The sequence below is a fragment of the Pantoea cypripedii genome (assembly GCF_002095535.1).
In the GTDB taxonomy this organism is placed as follows: Bacteria; Pseudomonadota; Gammaproteobacteria; order Enterobacterales; family Enterobacteriaceae; genus Pantoea; species Pantoea cypripedii.
On sequence record NZ_MLJI01000001.1, the window covers coordinates 2579563 to 2600873 of the forward strand.

Below are 21311 nucleotides of genomic sequence, written 5' to 3' on the forward strand. Positions count from 1 at the left end.
TGTGTTGCGTTATCCGCTGCGTATGATGCCAATGGCAATAGCAAAGCTATTGCGCAAGTAATTTTATTTTTAATCATGATAAATTCCGATCTTGCTTAAGATGCCGGAAAGTGAAGCATCCGTTTCCGGCCCCTGGATTTATAACAATTGCATCTCATTCTTAACCTGTTATTTACCCTCCCTGATTAAAAGAAACTGGTCCACAACGACGAAATCGGCATGGCTAAAACCAGCGCAGGTAACATATTTGCCACCGGGAAGATTTTAATGCCGCAAATACGGAAGCCAGTAGCGAACATTAATACGCCGCCTACCGCTGAGAAGTCCGCCTGCATCGCTGGGGTGGTCAGCGGTAAAATAAATACCGCGCCATAAGCCAGCAGCAACTGAATAATTAACTGTGGCACCGCCACCACTGCCACGGCAAAACCCAGTGACGTGGCAAAGATCGCCGCAGTGAACAGATCAAGGAACGATTTCGCAATCAGGACGCTGGTATCGCCGGTCATGCCTTCGTGCATTGAACCAAATATCCCGGTGCCGCTGGCGCAAAACAGCACGATAATCGCCACATAGCTTTGCAGAAATTGCTCCTGCGATTCCTGATCCTGCGCACCTGAACTGACAAACATCTCCACCAGCCCACGTGCCTTGCTGCCCAGCTTACCGATGCCTTTTTCGAGATAACACAACTCACCGAGCAGTGCGCCAAGGATTACCGATAGCACCATCACCGGCATATGGCTGACTTTCACCACCAGCACAATCCCCATACACATTGAGGCTGCGCCGAAGATCAGCGGCATGGAGGTTCTGATACGCTCGGGCAAGCGCGAACTGAGCAGCGCACCGACAATGCCGCCAATCAGGACGGCAGAGCCATTGATATAGGGTCCAATAATCACGATTTATTACTCCTGGTCATTAAAGTCACGTCTTCTCCCCAGCGCGGCAGATCGGCACAATCCAGATCCATCAGCCCCAGAGCGCGTGCAACGCTATGCGCAATAATCTCTTCCACACTTTGCGGCCTGGCATAGAGCGCAGGCACCGGCGGGAAAACAATCGCGCCGGATTCGGTCGCCTGTTGCATATTGCGGATATGTCCCAGATGGAGCGGGGTTTCCCGCACCATCAGGACCAGCCTGCGCCGCTCTTTTAATACCACATCAGCAGCACGCGTCAGCAGATTGTCGGTCAGGCCGTTGGCGATAGCCGCCAGGGTATGCATCGAACAGGGCGCCACCAGCATGCCGAGGGTGCGGAATGAACCGCTGGCGATCGCCGCCCCTACGGCACGGATGGGATAAACCACATCGGCTAACTCCGCCACATCCTCTGCGCTGAGGTCGGTTTCATGTTCACGATTAAGATGCCCCGCCGGAGAGATCACCAGATGGCTCTCCACATCCAGCTGACGTAAATAGCGCAATGCCTGTACGCCATAAGAAAAACCGGAGGCACCGCTAATGCCCACAATCACCCGAGGTTTACCACTGTTACGAACTACAGACCCTGACATGCTGCCTCCTTATTTTTGTTAAAACCTGGGATAAAGCGATTTACATCCACTTCGAGAAATTCGCTGCGGTGGAAATTGGCTTTCAGGTGATAAGGCACGGTGCAGTCAAAAATCGTTTTGCAGGCAATACCGTGATCGCGTACCGATGGGCTGTAAGCCGGATCGGAAGACGGATCGAGCGGATGGCAGCGTACGCCAGGGATAAACACGGTATCCACATCGCCCTGGTAGCGGGTGGTCATCGCCCAGACGACGTCGTTGATATCGAACACATCCACGTCTTCATCCACCAGCATCACATGTTTCAGTTCGGAGAAGGCAGAGAAAGCCAGCAGAGCCGCCTGGCGCTGACGTCCTTCATCAGCCGGAGTGCGTTTTTTCACCTGCAACACCGCCAGATATTTGCCGGTACCCGGAGTCGGGCAATGCACGGTCTGCACAAAACCAGGCAGCGCGCGTTCAACCATTTGCAGGATACTGGCTTCGGTCGGGATACCGGCCATGTTGGTGTGTTCATCGCTTGGGCCGATACAGGTTTGCAGAATCGGAGAACGACGATGGGTGATAGCTTTCACTTTAATCACCGGAACTTCGGCCTGGGCTGCACCGGTATAACCGGGGAATTCAGGCATCGCTTTGCCGGAGTTGGTGTTCTGGTCTTCACGTACCCGCACGCCTGGCAGCAATTCGCCTTCAATCACCACTTCAGCATTGGCAATGGCGCGTGCATTTACGGTCACACATTCGGTTAATTCAACCGCCTGGTTGCGCAGGCTACCGGCGATGGACAGCTCATCAAAGCCCAGCGGCGTTGTTGGCGGCTCAAAGCAGGCACCAATCTCAATCGCTGGATCGACACCGATGCTGATAGAAATCGGCAGCGGTTTACCGGCGGCTTCCGCTTTCTGACGGAAGGTATCCAGATGGCGGCCCGGCACGAAATACATCGAGATTTCGTCTTTGCTCTGCACGCATAAACGGTGAATGGTGACGTCGTGCTCGCCGGTTTCAGGGTCGGCGGCATAACACATACCCAGAGTGAAATAGGGACCGGCATCTTCCGGGGTATTGGTCGGCGCAGGCAGAATTTTCAGGATATCGAAATTCGGATCGGTGGCCAGATGAACCACTTCCTGGCAGGCTGCCTGTTCGCGTGGGATGACAATCGGCGCGATCGGGTTAGCAACGGAATCTTTCAACATAAACGCCAGGTTTTCCGGCGTGGTACCAAACAGGCGTGCCACACGTTTACGTGAAGAAAGCAGGCCAATCAGCACCCGCATATCGTTATAGCCTTTGATTTTGTTGAAAATCATAGCCGGACCGATTTGCGTTGGGCGTTTCACGGTACCGTGCGCACCAACATAGCGGTAAACCCCGGATAACTCCGCAATCGGGTCTACTGGTTCATCGGTGTAGATCAATTCATCATCGTACTGGCTTAACACTTCCAGTGCGGAACGCAAATCGGTGACTTTCGTTTGCTTAACAGACATCTCAATGTCCCTCTTAGTCGTGGTAATCGGTGATGCAGCGGCGCAGACAAACGCAGGCACACCTTGAGAACAACAGGAGTGAATTCAGTGGCATAGAACCGGCACCTCCCGTCGTTGCCCCCACAGTTTTAGAGGATCGGTGATAAGAGTCCAATAATAATACCGGCGGTTTTGATAAGGAGTTATTATCAGGAAAAATCAGGAGAGAACCGATGGATTACCGGCATTTACACGCATTCGTGGTACTGGCGGAGGAGCTGCATTTTGGCAAGGCGGCACTGCGCCTCAACATCGCCCAACCGGCGTTAAGTCAATACATTAAGGCGCTGGAAAAGGAGCTGGAATTCGAGCTATTCACCCGTGACAGGCGGCATGTGGCGCTGACTTTTGAAGGCGAACAGCTGGTGGAAGAAGCGCGCATTGCATCAAGTCACTACGTTAAGTTTCGCGACAATGCCCGCAGCCTGCGCCTGGGTTATCGTGGGCAGATCAAGCTCGGTTACGTTGGGTCTTCCATCCTCGATCCGGCGCTCACACTGTTAATTAATGGTTATCGTAAGCGGAAACCGGACATCGATATCGTGATTGAAGAACGTAATGTTCACGAACAACTTACACTTTTGTTAACTAATCAAATAGATGTCGCGTTGGTTCGTTCACCGGTGCCACGATATGATCATCTGGCCTATCTCGATCTTGCCACCCGCCCGCTGATTGCGGTGCTGCCGCGCAGCCATGCGCTGGCCTGCCAGCCGCGTATTGCGTTAGCGCAACTTGCTACTGAACCGTTTTTGATGCAGGAAGACCCGCCAGGCGTCGGGCTGGGCTGGTCGGCACTGAACGCCTGCCAGCAGGCAGGATTTGTGCCGCAAAAAATCCAGCCGACCCGTGATGTCTCGGTGGCCATTGGTCTGGTTTCGATGGGAATGGGGGTGACGCTGGTACCTGAGACCCAGCGTTCGGTGATGATACCGGACGTCAGCTACTGCTTTTTGCAGGATCAGCACGCCACCTCCACGCTGACCATGAGCTGGCAGCAGGAGATAAAAAATAAGGCATTACATGATTTTATCCAGTTTGCCCGCGAGCTGACGCAGTAGTCAGGCATTCAGCAATTGTTCAAGCGACAGCGTTGCGCCGCCACACACCACCACCAGCGGGTTGCGATAAGGCTGCATCACCGCTTTTTGCTGGTATAAACAGGCCAGGCTCGCCCCACAGGCAGGTTCGGTTAGCACCCGATGGTCATCGATAAACAGGCGACAGGCACGCAATGCCTCTTCATCTGTCACCACTTCGCTGATCACCGGATGCTCCCCGGCAAGTTTTACTGCCTGGTCGCAGACCTTTTTCGCGCCGAGGCTGGTGGCAACCGTGTTGATGCGGTCGATTTCAACCGCGTGCCCTGCCCTGATGGCCGCGTGAAACGATGCTGCACCTGCCGTTTCCACCGCAATCACCGGCACATCCGGCAAACCGTTGCGCTGTAAGCCCGCAATAACACCGGATAACAAACCACCTCCACCCACCGACAGCACCACCGCATCGGGGTGCACACCGGCAGCCACTACCTCATCGACCAGCGAGGCATGTCCCTGCCACAGCAACGGATCATCAAAAGGATGAATAAAGGCATCGGTTGCGCTTAACAACGATTGCGCATACTGGTTCGCTTCCTGCCAGGACACGCCATGGACGATCACCTCGGCCTGTTCCAGCCTGAGCAGTTCTCTGGCGCGGATGGGGGTGGACTCCGGCACGATAACCGTCACCGGGATGCCCAGAGTTCGGCCTGCGTACGCCACCGCCAGCCCGGCATTACCGCCGGAGGACGAGATAAAACGACGCGCGCCCTGCTGAACATAGTGATGACAAGCCAGACCCACTCCTCTGATCTTAAATGAACCCGAGGGTTGCAGCGCATCCATCTTTAACCAGACCTGGCTGCCGGTAAGCTGGCTCAGAGGGCGGGAATTCAACAATGGCGTGTTGAGGTGTAATGGCATGTTAACTCACCTGTTCTGCTAAGGTTTTTTGGGCGACGGCCTGCACTTCGATTTCTACATCCAGATCAAAAGCCAGCTTGCTGCTGACCACCGAACGGGCTGGATAACCATGCTCGAACCACTTTGCATATTCCTGATTAAATTCAGCGAAATGCTTCATGTCTGACAACCAGACCGTAACCTTAAAAATACTCTCCAGACTGGATCCCAGCGCTACCAATGTGTGCCGGATACTGGCAAGAATATTGGCGGTCTGCGTGGCAATATCGCCGTACAGCGGCTCTGCATGTGCCGTCATCGACACCTGGCCGGAAAGATAAAGCACACCGTTGGTTTCAGTCGCCGCCGCAAAAGGAAACGGCAGGTTGCTGGCATAATTTTTAACTGCCTGATTCATGATTCCCCCCGAATGCACAGGCTAAGTGGATAACCTAAAATAACAACGAAAAGTTGAAATATCAACATTCAGTTGAATCTATCGCAAAAGCCGTAGCGGCGCGATTTATCGCGCAAGCCCTTGCGCGATAAATCGCGCCGCTACAGCACTCATGTTTATATTTCAACAAATTGTTTATACTCGCAGGCAAAATTTGCTCTTACACCATGAGTTTGGCGCATGACAGACGATCACGAAAAATCACGCCTGATACAGCAACTGAGTGCAGTTATGGATGCCTTTGCTTCGGTCTCAGGTCATCATGTTGAGGTGGTACTTCACGATCTCACCCAGCCTGAATCCTCCGTGGTAAAAATCATCAATGGTCATGTCTCCGGCAGAAAGCCCGGCAGTTCCCTGCTGGATGGCCCGGAGAATGATCGCGGATTTCTCGGCCTGCTGAATCTGGATGCCCTGCCGTCCAGCACTGAACCCGCAGTTTTTCCCAATTACCCGACCGCAAGTTTGCAGGGCACCCCGCTGCGGAGTTCAACCGCATTGTTTAAAGATGAAAACGGCAAACCCGCACTGGCGCTGTGTTTCAACGCTGACAATCATGCGATAGAGGCGGCGCGCGATGCGCTGGCTATGCTCCTTCCGCAGAGCAGCAGCAAAGATGAGGGCGAAGCCGGGCTGGAAGAAAAGATGGATGAGATCATCCGCAGCTGTATCCCTCCAACCGGGCAGCTCAGAACCGGCACCAGTAAAAAAGAGAAAGTTGAAATCGTGCGGCAGATGCAGAACAAGGGAATGTTTATTGTGCGCGGTGGTGTGGAAAAGGCGGCTAAAGTGCTCGGTGTCACCCGCTACACCATTTACAACTATCTGGATGAAATCAAAAAGAAGAGTGCGTAACGCCTGAAGTAAAGTTTGCCTGCCTGCCGCCGATATAACGGAGAGAATCCATCAATCAGGGAATAATGATGTCTCTCCAACGCAATATCCTGGCTTCCATGCTGTTACTCGGCGCAACTGCTCCGGCGATGGCGGCCTCTTTTGACTGCACCCGCGCCAGCACTGCGCAGGAAAAACTGATTTGCCAGAATCCACAGCTCTCGGCATTGGATGAAACCTTAGCCGCCGCTTATCGCAACAAGATGTCTGGCCTTAGCGGCAACGATGCGGCGCAGTTAAAACAATCGCAACGTGACTGGCTGAAACAACTGCGCAGTCACGGTACCGAAGCGAACCAATTGCAGGCGGACTACCAGCAACGTATCGCGGCACTCAGCACCTCGGCGACTTCTCCTGCGGTAGCAGCCAAAGCGCCGGTCGCGGATGTTCCCGCAGCAACTGCTGTCATGCCCGTGTCGCAACAACCGCTCACCAAGGCTCATTATATCTATTATCAGGGCTCCACCACGCCGGAACCCTATAATCCGCCTCGCCGCGCCAATATTACCTACATCCTGCCACCCGATGCGGTGATTATCGTGACCGGCACCTACCAATGCGGCTTCGATAATATCCCGGACCCGGCCAACGGTACCGCCTACACGCTGGTTTCTCTCCAGGTGGGAACCGATAGTATCGATATGCTGAATCAACATTTCTCTTTGGTGCAGATTAAGCATCAGCCTAAAGATCCAAAGCGTAATGTTCCTTCTTTTGTGCTGAAGGAATTTCGCTCTGCCGATAACCAGACTATCACTACCAAGCAATTCGATGAGTTTCATCTGATTTTCACCGGTGTTATCAAGGGCATCAACGTCAGGAAGGCATGCGAGCTTGACCACTGACGTGCAGCTTTACACCTCGGTCCAGCCACGCAGCAAATTGTGATACATATTCAGCAGCGACAGCAGCTCTTCGCTGTCGCCGTGCCGTGCTTTCAGGCTCTGAATATTACGATCCAGCTCAAACAGCATGGCGCGCTGTTTGTCATCGCGCACCATCGACTGAATCCACAGGAAGGATGCCACGCGCGCACCGCGCGTCACCGGTGTGACGCAGTGCAGACTGCTGGAGGGATACAGCACCAGATGCCCGGCCGGGAGTTTGACCTTGTGCTGGCCGTAGGTGTCTTCAATCACCAGCTCACCGCCGTCATAGCTGTCCGGTTCGCACAGGAATAACGTGGCGGAGAGATCGGTGCGCATCCAGCCCGCCGCACCATTGTGGCGTACTGCGCCGTCCACATGAAAACCGTAGGTTTCTCCCTGTTCATAGCGATTAAACAGCGGCGTGGAAATGGTGCGCGGCAGCGCAGCGGAAAAGAACAGCGGGTTGTTGTTCAGCGCCTGCAACACCGCCGCCTGCAAACGATCGTACAACGGCGTACGGGTATCGATTTGCTGGTTGTTTTTTACCGTGGCCCCCTGGCTGCCGACGGTCACCCGGCCATCGACCCACTCGGCCTGTTGCAGCAGGGAACCAAAACTGGTGACCTCTTCCGGCGTCAGCACGGCAGGAATGTGATACATCATCGCGTTATTCTCTCTGAAAAAATGGGGCACAGTGGCCCCACATTAAGCACTTAGAAATGGACGTTGGCGGTCAACAGGAAGGTCCGCGGTTCACCCGGATGGTAGCGGTAACCACTCTTGTTGATCGAGGCAACATAGTTGGTGTCAAACAGGTTGTAGACGTTAAGTTGCAGATCAAGGTTGTTGTTCACCTTATATCCCAGCTTCGCATCAGCTACCCAGTAACCCTCGGTATGATCCGGCGTACCCACCGCACCATCACTGCCACGGCGCAGGCTGCCAACATAACGCGCACCGGCACCGACAGACAACGCATCCGTCGCCTGATAGTTGGTCCACAGCGTAAAGGCATGCTTCGGCGTATACGCCAGCGCAGAAGAACCGTCCTGGGCTACGCTGTCACCTTCGGTGACTGAGGCATGTTGCTGGGTAAATCCGGCAATGATTTGCCAGTCTGGCGTGATATTACCGGTGGCCGACAGCTCATAACCCTCTACGCGTTTCTTACCGTATTGCGAATAAGTACCGTCATCATTTTCCGCCACTTCGTTTTCAATATCAGTGCGGAACAGCGCCGCATTCAGCAGCAGGCGTTTATCCAGCACTTCCCACTTGGTTCCCACTTCGCTGGATTTGGCTTTTTGTGGTTTGAAATCGGTACGGTTGGCGCTATTGCCGCTGCCACCGGCGGCCAGTGCAAAGCTGCTGCCACCCGGCGGTTGCTGGGAGATGGCGTAGTTAACATAGACGTTGCCGTGTTCAGTCAGACGATACAACGCACCCGCTTTCCAGTTCACCAGGTTACCCGATTTCGCCGTATCCACCGTGGTGACCGGCGTACCAGTTGCCACCCCAGCCGGACAGGCCAGCGCACCGCGACCGGTGCCGCCACAGGCGGTGGCGCTGTCGTAATCAGTGTGATAGTTGTCGAGACGAATACCGCCGTTCAGCTCGAAGTTTTTGGTGATCGCCAGGGTATCGAAGGCGTAGATGCCAAAGGTGTCGGTCTGGCCATTGGCGTTGGCACCGTTGCGATTCAGGCCTCCCAGCGAAATGCTGCTGATCGGATGATAGATATTGACCGCAGGCGCGGTAATGGGGCTCACCCCATAGTTGGTCTGATTTTCACGGGTGAACTCCACCCCGGCACTGACATCATGCCCGACCGAACCGGTATAAAACTTCGAGGTGATATTGGTCTGGTTAGTCAGGATGCGATTGCTGACATCCTTCAGGTTGACGTTACGCGTCCAGGTCCAGGTGCCGACATCATTCGGGTTTGGCATGCCGATGGTGCTGCCCATCACCGCCGTCAGCAGATACTCCTGCTTCACCCGCGACCAGCGCGTGGTGTTACGGATGGTGGTGTTATCCGACAGATCATGTTCAAAACGAATCGTGGCGGTATCGGTAGTGGATTTGTCGAAATCCGAATCGGTGCCGTAGTAGTTGCTGGTCGCCACCTTACCGGAATTATTCAGCGCGGAGGTTGCGGCGGTGGGTGAGGAGTAACCCGGCAGGCCGATAGTCGGAATGCCGCCATCCGGGGTGTTGTTCTGGTGCACATGCAGGTAATTGAGGTACAGGCGGGTTGAGGTATCGAGCCCAAACGCCAGCGACGGTGCCACGCCATAACGTTCATTCTGAATATTATCGCGTCCGGCATCGTGGGTTTTTTCTCCCATCAGATTAAGCCGGAAAGCGGCGTTATCGCTGATGGCCTGGTTGTAATCCAGTGTCCCGCGACGCATCCAGGCGCTACCAACGCTGACCGAGGCATCAAGACCGGTATCCAGGCGTGGCTGTTTGCTGATCATATTAATGGAACCAGAGGGTGCGCTGCGACCATAGTCGGTCCCTGACGGACCTTTGATCACCTCGACCTGCTCAGTGTTGAAGGTATCGCGCGTCACGCTACCGATATCGCGAATGCCATCAACATAAATACTGTTCGAGGTATCGATACCACGCATATACACCGCATCCCCGGTGGACGAGCTGCCGTTTTCCCCGGCATAAAACGCCCCCACTCCCGGTACGTTTTTCAGCGCATCGGTGAGGTTATTAACACCCTGATCCTTAATCACCTGGTCAGGGATCACCGTGATGGTACGCGTGGTATCTACCAGCGGTTGGGTGAATTTCGGATCGGCGGAAACGCCTGGTGAATAAAGCGAAGGGGTCTGCGCTTCCACGACCAGGGTATCGTCGGTTTTTTTGCCGGTATTGTCTGCCGCCAGCGCTGCCGCTGGAGAGATACCGATGCACAGCCCGGTGAACAAGGTCAGCGAGTTAAAGCTGCCAAACGGCAAGTTGCGATTTTTATCCATTTTTAAAAGTGTGGGTTTGATTGTTGTTATTGACGCGCACATCAGGCCACAGGGGAAATGACCTGACCCCTTAAATGATAAAAAGAATGGTTATCATTTACTTTCGTATTTTTACACGAGCGCAACGGTAAAGAAAAACATTTCTTTACGCATTTATTACACAATCAATACAGTTGAACGAATCAAGGAGGGTTTGTAAGAATTATTTAAACAATGTGCAGAAAATCGTCAGATTGAGCGCATAAAAAAAGCGCGATAAATCGCGCCATTCTGTGCACGGTGCCGGTAAACCCTGCGTGATAAATCACGCCACTACCACCCGGTGCAATAATTCACTACGGAGTGCAATTATGCTGCTGCCAGCGCGCACAGCTCATTCCAGTAGCTGTAGCGCATCACCAGATGGAATCGTTCATCTTTCATAGTAACGATACACCGAGGGATGGAATTCAATGCCATACAGCTGGCTGATGGGGATAAGCAGCTCAATATGTTTCGCGACATCGATGTCACGCTGTTCCACCGCGCCGCTCTGCGGCTGGACAAGGCGATTAAACCACTGCTGTAGTAACTTTTTCATCGGCTGTTCTCAGAAATGATTGACCATGTCAGTAAAGCGCACCCCGGCTTATAACCAAAACAATTAGTTCTGCGCTTCATTGCCGCAAATTGCATATAACATCAGGCATGGGGTGGCAGCGCGGCACCTTCCATGCGGCAGCGCAACCAATCCCGTGCCCGGTAATAACGCAGCGTCAGTTGTGGGCCAAAGCCCATCCAGAACGGGGCTTTATGCAGCGGTTCAATCTTCAACGCCAGCTCACTTTCCGGCACCTCCAGCGCCCATTCGGCCAGAATGCCGCCCAGCATACTGCCGGTGGGTACGCCTCGCCCGGAAAGACCAGTCAGCGCCACCACGCCGGGTGCCAGCTGATACAGGCGCGGGATGGTGCGCTGCTGCATATCCAGCTCGCCATACCAGAAATATTCCCAGCGTAATGGCTGGTCGATAGCCGGATGCAGCCAGCGCAGCCGGTCACTCATCACCTGATGGGTATAATTCATCTCACGCCCACGCCGCCCCATCGGGAACATCGAGGCAACAATGCGTCCCTGCTGGTTGTATTTGTAAACGTAGATATCACCGCGTCCGTCATGGAGGGTGGTATTCAGGGGCAGTACCTGGCGGCGCAACGCCTCATCCAGCGGCTGGGTTGCCGCCACAAACACCCGCATGATACGAAAACTCTGAGCCAGCTGCGGCCAGCCAGCGACGGTATAAGCACCGGTGGCAAAAATCACTTTATCCGCCAGTACCGCGCCCTGCGGCGTGATCACCTGCCATTTGGCGCCCTGCTTTTTCACCTCACTGACCGGCGATGCACAATAGATCTCCCCACCCTCCTGCACCACCGCGCGCGCCAGGCCACGCGCATAGCCCAGCGGATTGAGGTGTCCCCCTTCATGATGAAACCAGCCACCATAAAAGCGCGGGCTGCCACTGATGCGTTCCGCCTGCGCGGCATCTACCGCTTCGGTATGCGCCCCCACCGCGTTGTACTGGCGGGCTTTCTCTTCGATCAACTTCATCGCCCCTGGCCGTGCCGCTGCCTGCAGATAACCGTTTTGCTGCCATTCGCAGTCAATCTGGTAGTCACTGATCATGGCGCTGACCTGATGATTCGCCTGGGTCTGCCGCGCAATCAGTCGCTCCGCCCAGGGTTCACCGAGTAACCGGCGCAGTTCCGGCAGGGAAAAATGGGTAAAGGTCGGTGTACAGTGACCGGCATTGCGTCCCGAACCACCAAAACCGGCCTGCTGCGCTTCCAGCAGCGTGACTTTTACCCCCTGCTTTGCCAGCGTCAGCGCCGTGGTCAGGCCGGTATAACCGCCGCCCACCACACAGACATCGGCCTGGCGCTCGCCCTGCAACGGGGGCAATGACGGCGCGGCAGCCGCAGTGGCAAACCACAGCGAATCTTCAAACGGGGAGAACCGGGCCATGAGTCACCTCACTCTTTCTCGCTGCGGGCGTCCAGCGCATCGCGCAGCCCATCGCCAATAAAGTTAAAGCAGGTCACCGCCAGGGTAATGGCGATGCCCGGCACCAGCGCCAGCCAGGGCGCGCGAATCAGGTACTGCTGTGCACCGTTGAGCATATTGCCCCAGCTCGGCAGCGGCGGCTGAATACCATAGCCGAGAAAGCTGATATAGGCTTCCAGCAGAATGGCACGCGCCACCGTCAGCGTCGCGGCGACAATAATTGGCCCGACCACGTTGGGCAGCAGCTCACGAAACATAATCCAGCGTCCGGACAGACCCAGCATGCGCGCCGCCAGAATGTATTCGCGTTCACGCAGCGAACGGACTTCCGCCTCAACAATGCGTGCCACTTCCATCCAGCTGGTCACCGCGATAATCACGGTGATCATCGCCGGATCCGGTTTAATAAACGCCGCCAGAGCCAGCAGCAAAAACACGCTGGGAAAAGCGAGAAACGCATCGACGACCCGCATCAGCAACGCACCGACACGTCCACCGTAATAGCCAGCCACAATTCCCACCAGCGTGCCGAGCATGATGCTGAGCAGCATGGCAAAGAAACCCACCAGTAACGAAATGCGCCCGGCCATCAACAGTCTCGCCAGCAAATCACGTCCGAGTGGATCGGTGCCCAGCCAGTGCCAGCCGGTAAGCGGCGGCGCAAAACGTGCGCGCAGGTCGATATGTAAATCATCAAACGGCAGCAATGCGGGGCCAAAGGCGCAGGCCAGTGCCATCAGGATAATCAGCAGCAGACTGGCGCAGGCCAGCCGGTGACGCAGAAAGCGTTGCAGCGTGCGGTTGCCTCGCCAGCGTGACGTGGCGACCGGTGGCGTAATCACAGAAGATGCCATCTTGCCTCCTTAAGCGGGACGAATACGCGGATCGACCAGCGCGGTGATCACATCCGCCAGCAGATTGCCAATCAGCACCAGAATGGCCGAACACATCAGCAACCCCATCACCACCGGGTAATCGCTGTAACCGAGGCTGTCGAGGAACAGACGCCCCATGCCCGGCCAGGTGAACACCGTCTCCGCCACCAGCGCGCCACCGAGAATGGTCGGCAGCTGCATACCCGCGAGGGTAATCATCGGCAACAGCGCATTGCCCACCACATGCTTCAGCAGCACGCGACGTGGGGAAACACCTTTAGCACGCGCGGTTTTGATGAAATCCTGGTTGATCACCTCCAGCGTGGCAGTGCGCATGTAGCGGCTCCAGATCGCCACATCGACAAAGGTCAGCACCAGCACCGGCAAAATCAGATGGCGCAGCACATCAAGCAGCGAACCGTCCCCCACGGTGTACATATTCCCGGCAGGCAGCCATTGCAGCTTCAGCGCAAAGAAATAAATCGCCACCAGGCCGAACCAAAAGGTTGGGATCGACAGCGCCACCATCGCCCCCATGGTCGCCATGCGATCAAACAGGCTGTCACGTTTGATGGCGCTCTGAATGCCGATCCACACGCCGATAGCGATGGAAAACACCATTGAGGTGCACATCAGCAACAAGGTAGCGGGCAGATGTGAAAAGATGATGCTGAGGACCGGCTGACCATCACGATAAGATCGCCCCCAGTCACCGCGCACCAAATGGCTGAGCCAGTCAAAATATTGCACCGGTAAAGGCCGGTTCAGCCCCATTTGGGTGGCGATGCGCTGCATCGCTTCCTGGGTCATCCCCGGCGTTAAGGCGTATTGTGACAGTGGCCCACCGGGTGCCAGGTTCAGTGCGGCAAAGCCGATGATCGACACCAGCAACAATAAAATGATGCTTTGACCAACACGTCGCAGCAGAAATGCGCCCATGGCTCTTCTCCCCGGCGTGACGCGCGATCACGTCACGCACTTTGTGAATGGACTCAGGCTTTTTTGTTCCAGTACCAGGTGTTGACGTTCCAGCTATCGATACGCACGTTGATGTTGGGAATGATATTTTCTGCACCATCCTTGTGCCCACGCACATTGGCAAAGCTGAACAACGTCAGGAACGGCAGGTCTTTACGCACCAGCGACTGGATTTGCAGGTAAGCCGCCTTGCGCTGCTCGGGGGCAAACTCGGCACTGCCCTGCGCCAGCAGCTTGTCCACCTCAGGATTTTTGTACTGGAATACGTTCTGCCCCGCCCCACCCTGCGCCGGAATGGCATCGGAACGCATATAGGTGGCGGTATCGGGATCGGAGCCGGTGAGGTAATTCAGGCCGACAATGGCGCTATCAAATTTCGACAGCATCCAGTAATCGCCCCACATCACCGCCGGTGGCAGGTTGGAGATCTTCATCTCGACGCCAATTTCCTGGAAGCTTTGCTGCATAAACTGCTGCATTTGTTCGCGCAGATGGTTCCCGGCGGTGGTGGAGTTGGTGAACGACAGTTTGACGCCATTCTTCTCGCGTATCCCGCCCGCACCGGGCTTCCAGCCCGCCTTATCCAGCAGCGCTTTGGCTTTATCGAGGCTGAATTCATGGGCCGGTAAGTCGGCGTTAAAATACGACGACTGACGCGGCATATAGGTTTCGGTCGGCTTCGGCAGGCCGTAATACAACGCATCGATAATGGTTTGTTTATCAATGGCATAATACAGTGCTTCACGCACGGCGGGGTCCTGGAACTGTGGACGCGCCAGGTTAAAGGCAAAGTTCTCGATGGTGGCGCTCTGGAACACATCCACCACTTTACCCGGCAGCTTTTTCGCCTCGTCGTAATGGTCAGCCGAGATCCACTGCAACCCGGCAATGTCGATATCGCCGGAGACAAACTGGGTGTACATCACGTTGAGATCCGGGATGTATTTATAAATCAGCCGATCGAGTTTCGGGCCGTCGCCAAAGTAATCTTTGTTCGCCGTCAGTTCGATATGGTCGCCCGGCACACGCTGCTGCCATTTGAACGGTCCGGTGCCCACCGGCGCGCTGTTGAACGGCGCGGTGTTTTTGTCCTGCACGTTGGCAAAGCCATGCTTCGGCACAATGAAGGTGGCGGCAAGAATCGAGGTGTAAGGCGAATAAGGTTTTTCCATGCGCCATTTGATTTCGGTCGGCGAGACGATGGTAATGTCGCGCACCAGCTCATGACCGGAACGGCTCCAGCTACGGAAATTGGGGTCCACCAGCAGTTCCAGGGTGAATTTCACATCTTCGGCAGTGAATGGCTGACCATCGTGCCACTTCACCCCGTCGCGCAGTTTGAGATGGAAATTGAGACCATCGGCGGAGATACCGCCGTTCGCCTGCGTCGGGACTTCTGTCGCCAGGGCCGGGGTGAAATTCCCCTTATCATCGATGCCAAACAGCGGATCGAACAGGCTGAAATGCAGGCCATCGTCGACTTCGATATGGGGCATCAGCGGGTTAAATACTGTCGGTTCCTGCGAGAACCCCACCACCATCTGTCCACCACTTCCCGCCGCCCCGGTCATGGCTGCACGCGCCACGTTGCTGCCGAACAGCCCCGGCAATGCCATCGCTGCGGTGCCCGACGCCAGATAAACCAGGGCTTGCCGACGGGAAATTTTTGGCAGGGAATCTGCAAACTTATCGCTCATTGTTATTCCTCAGGTGAACAGAAACACAACGCCGCGCTGCGGCAATAAGAGTTAGTAGCCGGTCATAATTTCGATCTTTGAACCATCAGTGAAACGGGAGAAACGGAAAGCGTTGGGGTCCACCACCGGGGTACGGTTAAGCACCAAATCGGCGGTGAGGCGTCCGGCTCCGGGTCCGATACCAAAACCATGGCCGGAAAAACCGGTGGCCATCACCAGGCCGGGATAACGTTCGATATGGGAAATCACCGGGATGGCATCCGGCAGCACATCAATGCAGCCAGCCCAGCGCTGGGCGACTTTCAGCCCGGCCAGTGCGGGCAGTTGTTGCTTAAGCTGCTCCAGCACCTTGTCAGTAAGTTTTCTCGATGGCGGCAGGTCGAGTACGCGGCAGTATTCAAACGGGCTGGGTTCATCCAGATGCCAGTGACGCGGCATCCGCCACTCATCATAAAATCGTCCGGTGAGGCGCAGGCGTAATGATCCCCATTCGTGGCGCAGTGCTGGCAGGAAATTGCGGGCAAAACGAAAAGTATCGGGCACAAAATCCACTTCGCTTTCATGGCCGGAGGCGATGGTGTAGCCTCCATCCTGGCGTTTACGAATGGCAAAATCACGCGCCCAGAACGCCGCTTCCGGCCCACCCGCCAGCGGCTCGGTGCGTACCACGCTGTTCAGCACCTTGAGCTGTGGCAGGCGCAGGCCAAAACGCTGCGCCATCAGCCCTGACCAGGCACCTCCGGCCAATACCACGCTCTGACAGGCAATCGCACCGCGTTCCGTCATCACACCAGAAATACGTCCACCGCTGGTTTCGATACCGCGCACCGCACATTCCGTCAGAATATGCGCACCGTGGCGGCGTGCCGCTTCGGCAATCGCCGGAGCCGCTTTCTGCGGTTCAGCACGCCCATCATCCGGGGTATAGAGCGCACCCACGCCCTGAATTTTGTGGCCGGGAAACAATTTCGCCACCCCGTCGCGATCCAGCATCTCAGCACGAAAACCAGTGCCCTCCATATGCCGCGACCAGCTTTGCAGCTCGCTGAATTCCTGGTCAGTGGCGCAGTTAAAAGTGATGCCAGCACGCTGATAACCGGTGTCCGCCTGCACCCGCTGATCCAGTTGCTGCCAGATGCGTAGTGATTCGGCCATCAGCGGGACTTCACGCGGGTCGCGGCGCGCCAGCCGCACCCAGCCCCAGTTACGGCTGGATTGCTCCTGACCGATACCCCCTTTCTCGCATAACGCGACGCTGACGCCCTGTTCGGCAATTTCCAGCGCGGTGGCGCAACCAATAATGCCGCCGCCTATCACCACCACATCGACTTTTTCCGGCAATGTCACATCGCCGTGTACCGGCACAACAAACGGACCAGGCATAATAATTCCCGCAGTTTTATCGTCATTATTTCAGTCTGCTATCAGACGCCATCAGAGATATTTCGACAACAGTTCACCGTGCAGGTGAAATTAATTTCTCACCCACAGAAATATGCAGCTTTTATTCATGCATTACGGCTGTAAGACTTTTTTTAATAAACGGATGACGGTGTGTTTTTCTCTGGCCGTCAGCCGCTGAAAAAAACGATCTTCCTGCTGCTGCGTCAGTTCGCGCACGCGCTGCGCCAGGGCCTTACCGTGCTCAGTAAGAAACAGCGCCTGTGAACGGTTATCGCTGTGGTCTGCCTCACGCGTCAGCAACTGTTGTTGCTCCATCTGCTCCAGCAGACGCGCCATGGCCGAACGGTCACGCTGGATCACATCGGCAATCACCGAAGGCCGGATACCAGGGTGGCGGTCCACCACCAGCAGCGTGCTGATTTTGCCGGTGCCACGCGCCACTTCGAGTCCAGCCAGTTGCTGGTCAAGGTCACGCGACACGGCGATGTTGATGCTACGAATGTAAAAACTCAGCATATTGCCAAGCGGTCCCAAATCCACGTCAACGGCTTGTTGCGGAACAGCAGGTACAGCTGGTTTTATCATTCTGCGCTCCACATACCTGAAAAAAACGTCTCAGAAGAAGGGATTAAGGCAGGTCAAACTTTCACCCAGTATTGGTGAGATAGTGGACAATGACAACGACTTTTGTCATAGCTTTTTCCAATTTCACTTAAGACGCCACCCGCTCTTCCGCATGACCAGGAATGGCGCTAACCAGTTGTTGTGTATAACGATGCTGCGGCTGGCGGAACACCGCCTGCGGCGTGCCCTGCTCAACAATTTCCCCTTTAAACAGCACCGCGATACGGTCACAAATCTGGCTGGCGACACGCAGATCGTGGGTGATAAAAATCATCGCCACCTGGGTTTGCTGCTGAATGCTGCGCAGCAATTCCAGCACCTGCGCCTGAATCGACACATCCAGCGCAGAGACCGATTCATCCGCCACCAGCAGCACCGGGTCGAACATTAACGCGCGCGCAATGCCGATGCGCTGGCGCTGACCACCGGAAAACTCATGCGGGAAACGCTGCCAGGCGCTGGCATCGAGGCCCACTCGTTGCAGCAGTTGTTTGGCTTTGCGCTCCACTTCCTGCGGCGTCATACCGCCCAGCGCCAGCGGTCCGGCTGAAAGAATGGTGCCAATGGTGTGACGCGGGTTAAGCGAGGCGAAAGGGTCCTGGAAAATCATCTGGATATAGCGGCGCAGCGGGCGGAAATCCGCTTCTTTCATCGGCAGGATATCGCGCCCGTCAAACAGGATTTCCCCACTATCCGCTGCCAGTAACTTCAGCAACACCCGGCCCAGCGAAGATTTGCCGGAACCCGATTCACCGACAATGCCCAACGTTTCGCCCTTGTTCAGGCTGAAGCTGACGTTATTCAACGCCTTCACCTCTCGGCTGCGGCTCAGCCAGCCACCGTCGCTGCGGTAGGTTTTTACCAGGTTATTGACGCGTAATACCGTCGGCGTGTCGCGCACGTCTTTGTCACCGGCATGCATACGCGGCACCGCAGCAATCAGCTGCTGTGAATAGGGATGCTGAGGGGCATTCAGCACCTGCTGCGCCGGGCCAGACTCCACCATGCGCCCCTTTTCCATCACGATGACCCGGTCAGCGATCTCCTCCACCACACCAAAATCGTGAGTGATAAACATCACGCTCATTGCCTTGCGCTGTTGCAGGCCACGGATAAGCCGCAGGATTTGTGCCTGGGTAGTGACATCCAGTGCGGTGGTGGGTTCATCGGCAATCAGAATATCGGGGTCGAGCGCCAGCGCCATGGCAATCATCACGCGCTGACGCTGACCGCCGGACAGGCGAAACGGGTGCTGATGCTGGATTTTCTCCGGTTCCGGCAACCCGACTTCCTCCAGCAGCGCCAGTACTTTTTGCTGGCGTGACATGGGGGTGCCGACGTTATGCGCCAGCATCACTTCGCCTATCTGCTCACCAATGGTCATCAGCGGATTGAGCGCCGACAACGGGTCCTGAAAGATGATGGCGAGGGTCTTGCCCTGCAACTGGCGCAACTGCTCGGCACTTTGCTGCAACAGGTTGTTGCCGCGCAACAGAATCTCGCCGCCATCAACGCGCAACGCCTTTGGCAGCAATCCCATCGCCGCATGGGCGGTGACGGATTTCCCCGAACCGGATTCACCAATGATGCAAAGAATTTCCCCTGGCCAGAGATCAAAACTGAGGTTTTCCACCGCAAAACGGCGGTCCATACCGGCAGGCAGCGCCACAGAAAGCTGGCGTACAGAAAATAACGGGGCGATGTTGTCAGGGTTTTCCATATTGACGCTCCTGGTTGCACTGAAAAATAGTTTTTCGGTATCGAAGCCAGCGGTTAAATAACGGAATTGACCAGCAGATGAATTTAATTTTTTAGTTAAGAAGGGAAAATGGCACAGAATAGCGGTGAGGAAATAATAGTTTTTACTTATTTTCCATAAGTTGTAGCGGCGCGATTTATCGCGCGGATTTTTCCAGCACCACGCACGAAATTGCGCGATAAATCGCGCCGCTACGGGAAACGGGGGGTTATCCCCCCCCGTTTTTCGCCAGCATCCGGCGATAATTATTCAGCCAGGTACCGCTGGTCAGACGCCACCAGAAACAAATGCCGCGCACTGTCCAGTCGAGGAACATGCCGAGCCACACGCCAACCACCCCCATACCCAGCACAATACCGAGCAGGTATCCGGCTACCACGCGTGCGCCCCACATGCTGAACATCGAGACATACATGGTGTAACGGGCATCGCGTGCGCCTTTCAACCCGGCGGGCAGCACCCAGGAGGCGGTCCAGATCGGCATAAAGGCGGCGTTCAGCCAGATCAGGTGTTTGGTCACCGTTATCACTTCCGGATCGCGGGTATAGAACTTCGCCAGCAATCCAGCAATCGGCACGGTGATTGCCGCCAGGCTACACAGGCCAATCATCGCCAGCCAGAACACATGCTTGATCTGGCGTTCGGCCTGCATCACCTGATTACGCCCGAGTCGCTTGCCGGTGATGATGGTCGAAGCTGAGCCTAATGCGTTACCGGGCAGGTTAATCAGGGTAGCAATCGAGAAAGCGATAAAGTTACCGGCGATTTCGTTGGTGCCCATCCCGGCAACAAAAATCTGCGTCAGCAGCTTACCGCCGTTAAACAACACCGATTCGATACTGGCGGGCACACCAATGCTTAGCACTTCCATCAGGATGCCGTAATTCCAGCGCCGGAAGTAACTCTGGATGGAGATTTTGAGTGCCGGGTTGATACCCAAATACAGCACGTAAATCGCCGCTATGGCGCCGATATAACGTGAGATGGTCAGCCCGAGACCGGCACCGATAAAACCCAATCCATGCCAGCCAAAACAGCCGTAGATCAGCACGGTACTGATGATGATATTGAGGATGTTCATCCCGCCATTGATCAGCATCGGGATTTTGGTGTTGCCCGCCCCGCGCAAGGCACCGCTGCCGATCAGCGCAATCGCCGCTGCCGGATAGCTCCAGGCCGAGGTTTGCAGGTAACTGAGCGCCAGCTCCTTCACCTGGGGTTCGGCGCTCCCGGCAATCACATCGATGATCAGGTGGCCCCAAATCTCAATGGCGATCACCAGCACAAACGCCAGTACCGTCATTAAGCCCAGCGACTGGCGGGTAGCCGCGCGCGCCCGTTTGCCATTACGTTTGGCAAGGCTGAACGCCACCACCACCGTGGTGCCAAGATCGATGGCGGCAAAGAATGAGATGATCACCATATTGAAGCTATCGGCCAGGCCTACGCCCGCCATCGCTTCTTTACCCAGCCAGCTGACCAGGAAGGTACTGAGGACGCCCATCAGCATCACGCAGAGGTTTTCGATAAAGATGGGCACGGCCAGAGGCGTAATTTCACGCCACAACAGCGTGCGATAAGAACGGCGTTTTGGATACCACGCCGTTTTTCTGATCGCCCGCATCACTGCTACGCCAGGATTTTGCAAGGGAATACCAAATCACTTTGGACAAGAAGAATAATGATGATAGGCCGCTAACAATTATGCAAAGTGT

Annotated in this window: 19 protein-coding genes; 3 read left to right on the forward strand and 16 right to left on the reverse strand. The window is 55.5% G+C overall.

The features are described 5' to 3' along the window. Window positions 1-185: 185 nt before the first annotated feature. From HA50_RS11940 to HA50_RS11950, 3 genes are read right to left on the reverse strand one after another with little or no spacing between them, the layout of a single operon-like run. Window positions 186-905 carry a DUF554 domain-containing protein gene (locus HA50_RS11940; RefSeq protein WP_084875667.1) on the reverse strand — a complete coding sequence of 240 codons (720 nt, stop codon included), beginning with the start codon at window positions 903-905 and terminating at the stop codon, window positions 186-188. Then, window positions 902-1522, reverse strand: a complete 621-nt coding sequence (locus HA50_RS11945; RefSeq protein WP_084875669.1) for a UbiX family flavin prenyltransferase — start codon at window positions 1520-1522, stop codon at window positions 902-904. The genes HA50_RS11940 and HA50_RS11945 overlap by 4 nt, the downstream gene beginning before the upstream one ends. Further along, a complete protein-coding gene (locus tag HA50_RS11950) occupies window positions 1507-3018 on the reverse strand; it encodes a UbiD family decarboxylase (protein WP_084875671.1) in 1512 nt (503 codons plus the stop codon). The genes HA50_RS11945 and HA50_RS11950 overlap by 16 nt, the downstream gene beginning before the upstream one ends. A gap of 212 nt (window positions 3019-3230) precedes the next feature. On the opposite strand from HA50_RS11950, the gene HA50_RS11955 reads away from it, so the two are divergent. Further along, the gene (locus tag HA50_RS11955) at window positions 3231-4118 is read left to right on the forward strand and encodes a LysR substrate-binding domain-containing protein (RefSeq protein ID WP_084875673.1); all 888 of its coding nucleotides are present in this window, start codon (window positions 3231-3233) and stop codon (window positions 4116-4118) included. On the opposite strand, the gene HA50_RS11960 is transcribed toward HA50_RS11955, so the two are convergent. Further along, complete coding sequence (locus HA50_RS11960; protein WP_084875675.1) at window positions 4119-5024, reverse strand: pyridoxal-phosphate dependent enzyme; 906 nt, start codon at window positions 5022-5024, stop codon at window positions 4119-4121. Between the two features lies 1 nt (window position 5025). Then, entirely contained in the window at window positions 5026-5421 is a 396-nt protein-coding gene (locus HA50_RS11965; protein ID WP_084875677.1) for a RidA family protein, read from the reverse strand. Between the two features lie 219 nt (window positions 5422-5640). On the opposite strand from HA50_RS11965, the gene HA50_RS11970 reads away from it, so the two are divergent. Then, window positions 5641-6315: a helix-turn-helix transcriptional regulator gene (locus HA50_RS11970; protein WP_084875679.1), complete on the forward strand. Its 675-nt coding sequence runs from the start codon at window positions 5641-5643 to the stop codon at window positions 6313-6315. 68 nt (window positions 6316-6383) lie between these two features. Next, window positions 6384-7199, forward strand: coding sequence for a lysozyme inhibitor LprI family protein (locus HA50_RS11975; protein WP_084875681.1), 816 nt, complete (start codon window positions 6384-6386; stop codon window positions 7197-7199). 9 nt (window positions 7200-7208) lie between these two features. On the opposite strand, the gene ybiX is transcribed toward HA50_RS11975, so the two are convergent. The 11 genes from ybiX to HA50_RS12025 form a co-directional block, all read right to left on the reverse strand. Continuing rightward, entirely contained in the window at window positions 7209-7886 is a 678-nt protein-coding gene (ybiX, locus tag HA50_RS11980) for a PKHD-type hydroxylase YbiX (RefSeq protein WP_084875683.1), read from the reverse strand. Window positions 7887-7936: 50 nt separating this feature from the next. Then, on the reverse strand, window positions 7937-10216 hold the full coding sequence (locus tag HA50_RS11985) for a catecholate siderophore receptor Fiu (RefSeq protein ID WP_084875685.1): 2280 nt from the start codon (window positions 10214-10216) through the stop codon (window positions 7937-7939). A gap of 412 nt (window positions 10217-10628) precedes the next feature. Then, window positions 10629-10796 carry a hypothetical protein gene (locus tag HA50_RS31540; RefSeq protein ID WP_167379247.1) on the reverse strand — a complete coding sequence of 56 codons (168 nt, stop codon included), beginning with the start codon at window positions 10794-10796 and terminating at the stop codon, window positions 10629-10631. 101 nt (window positions 10797-10897) lie between these two features. Continuing rightward, window positions 10898-12220 (reverse strand): NAD(P)/FAD-dependent oxidoreductase, encoded by a 1323-nt coding sequence (locus HA50_RS11990; protein WP_084875687.1) that lies wholly within the window; start codon window positions 12218-12220, stop codon window positions 10898-10900. Between the two features lie 8 nt (window positions 12221-12228). After that, a complete protein-coding gene (locus HA50_RS11995) occupies window positions 12229-13113 on the reverse strand; it encodes an ABC transporter permease (RefSeq protein ID WP_084875689.1) in 885 nt (294 codons plus the stop codon). Window positions 13114-13122: 9 nt separating this feature from the next. Beyond that, the gene (locus HA50_RS12000) at window positions 13123-14073 is read right to left on the reverse strand and encodes an ABC transporter permease (protein ID WP_084875691.1); all 951 of its coding nucleotides are present in this window, start codon (window positions 14071-14073) and stop codon (window positions 13123-13125) included. Window positions 14074-14126: 53 nt separating this feature from the next. Then, window positions 14127-15809, reverse strand: a complete 1683-nt coding sequence (locus HA50_RS12005) for a peptide ABC transporter substrate-binding protein (protein WP_084875693.1) — start codon at window positions 15807-15809, stop codon at window positions 14127-14129. Window positions 15810-15860: 51 nt separating this feature from the next. Beyond that, entirely contained in the window at window positions 15861-17192 is a 1332-nt protein-coding gene (locus HA50_RS12010) for an NAD(P)/FAD-dependent oxidoreductase (RefSeq protein WP_084875695.1), read from the reverse strand. Window positions 17193-17324: 132 nt separating this feature from the next. Continuing rightward, the gene (locus tag HA50_RS12015; protein ID WP_084875697.1) at window positions 17325-17798 is read right to left on the reverse strand and encodes a MarR family winged helix-turn-helix transcriptional regulator; all 474 of its coding nucleotides are present in this window, start codon (window positions 17796-17798) and stop codon (window positions 17325-17327) included. Window positions 17799-17925: 127 nt separating this feature from the next. Then, window positions 17926-19557 carry an ABC transporter ATP-binding protein gene (locus HA50_RS12020; RefSeq protein ID WP_084875700.1) on the reverse strand — a complete coding sequence of 544 codons (1632 nt, stop codon included), beginning with the start codon at window positions 19555-19557 and terminating at the stop codon, window positions 17926-17928. A 247-nt stretch (window positions 19558-19804) separates the two neighbouring features. Then, window positions 19805-21220, reverse strand: coding sequence for an EmmdR/YeeO family multidrug/toxin efflux MATE transporter (locus HA50_RS12025; protein WP_084875703.1), 1416 nt, complete (start codon window positions 21218-21220; stop codon window positions 19805-19807). Between the last annotated feature and the right edge of the window lie 91 nt (window positions 21221-21311).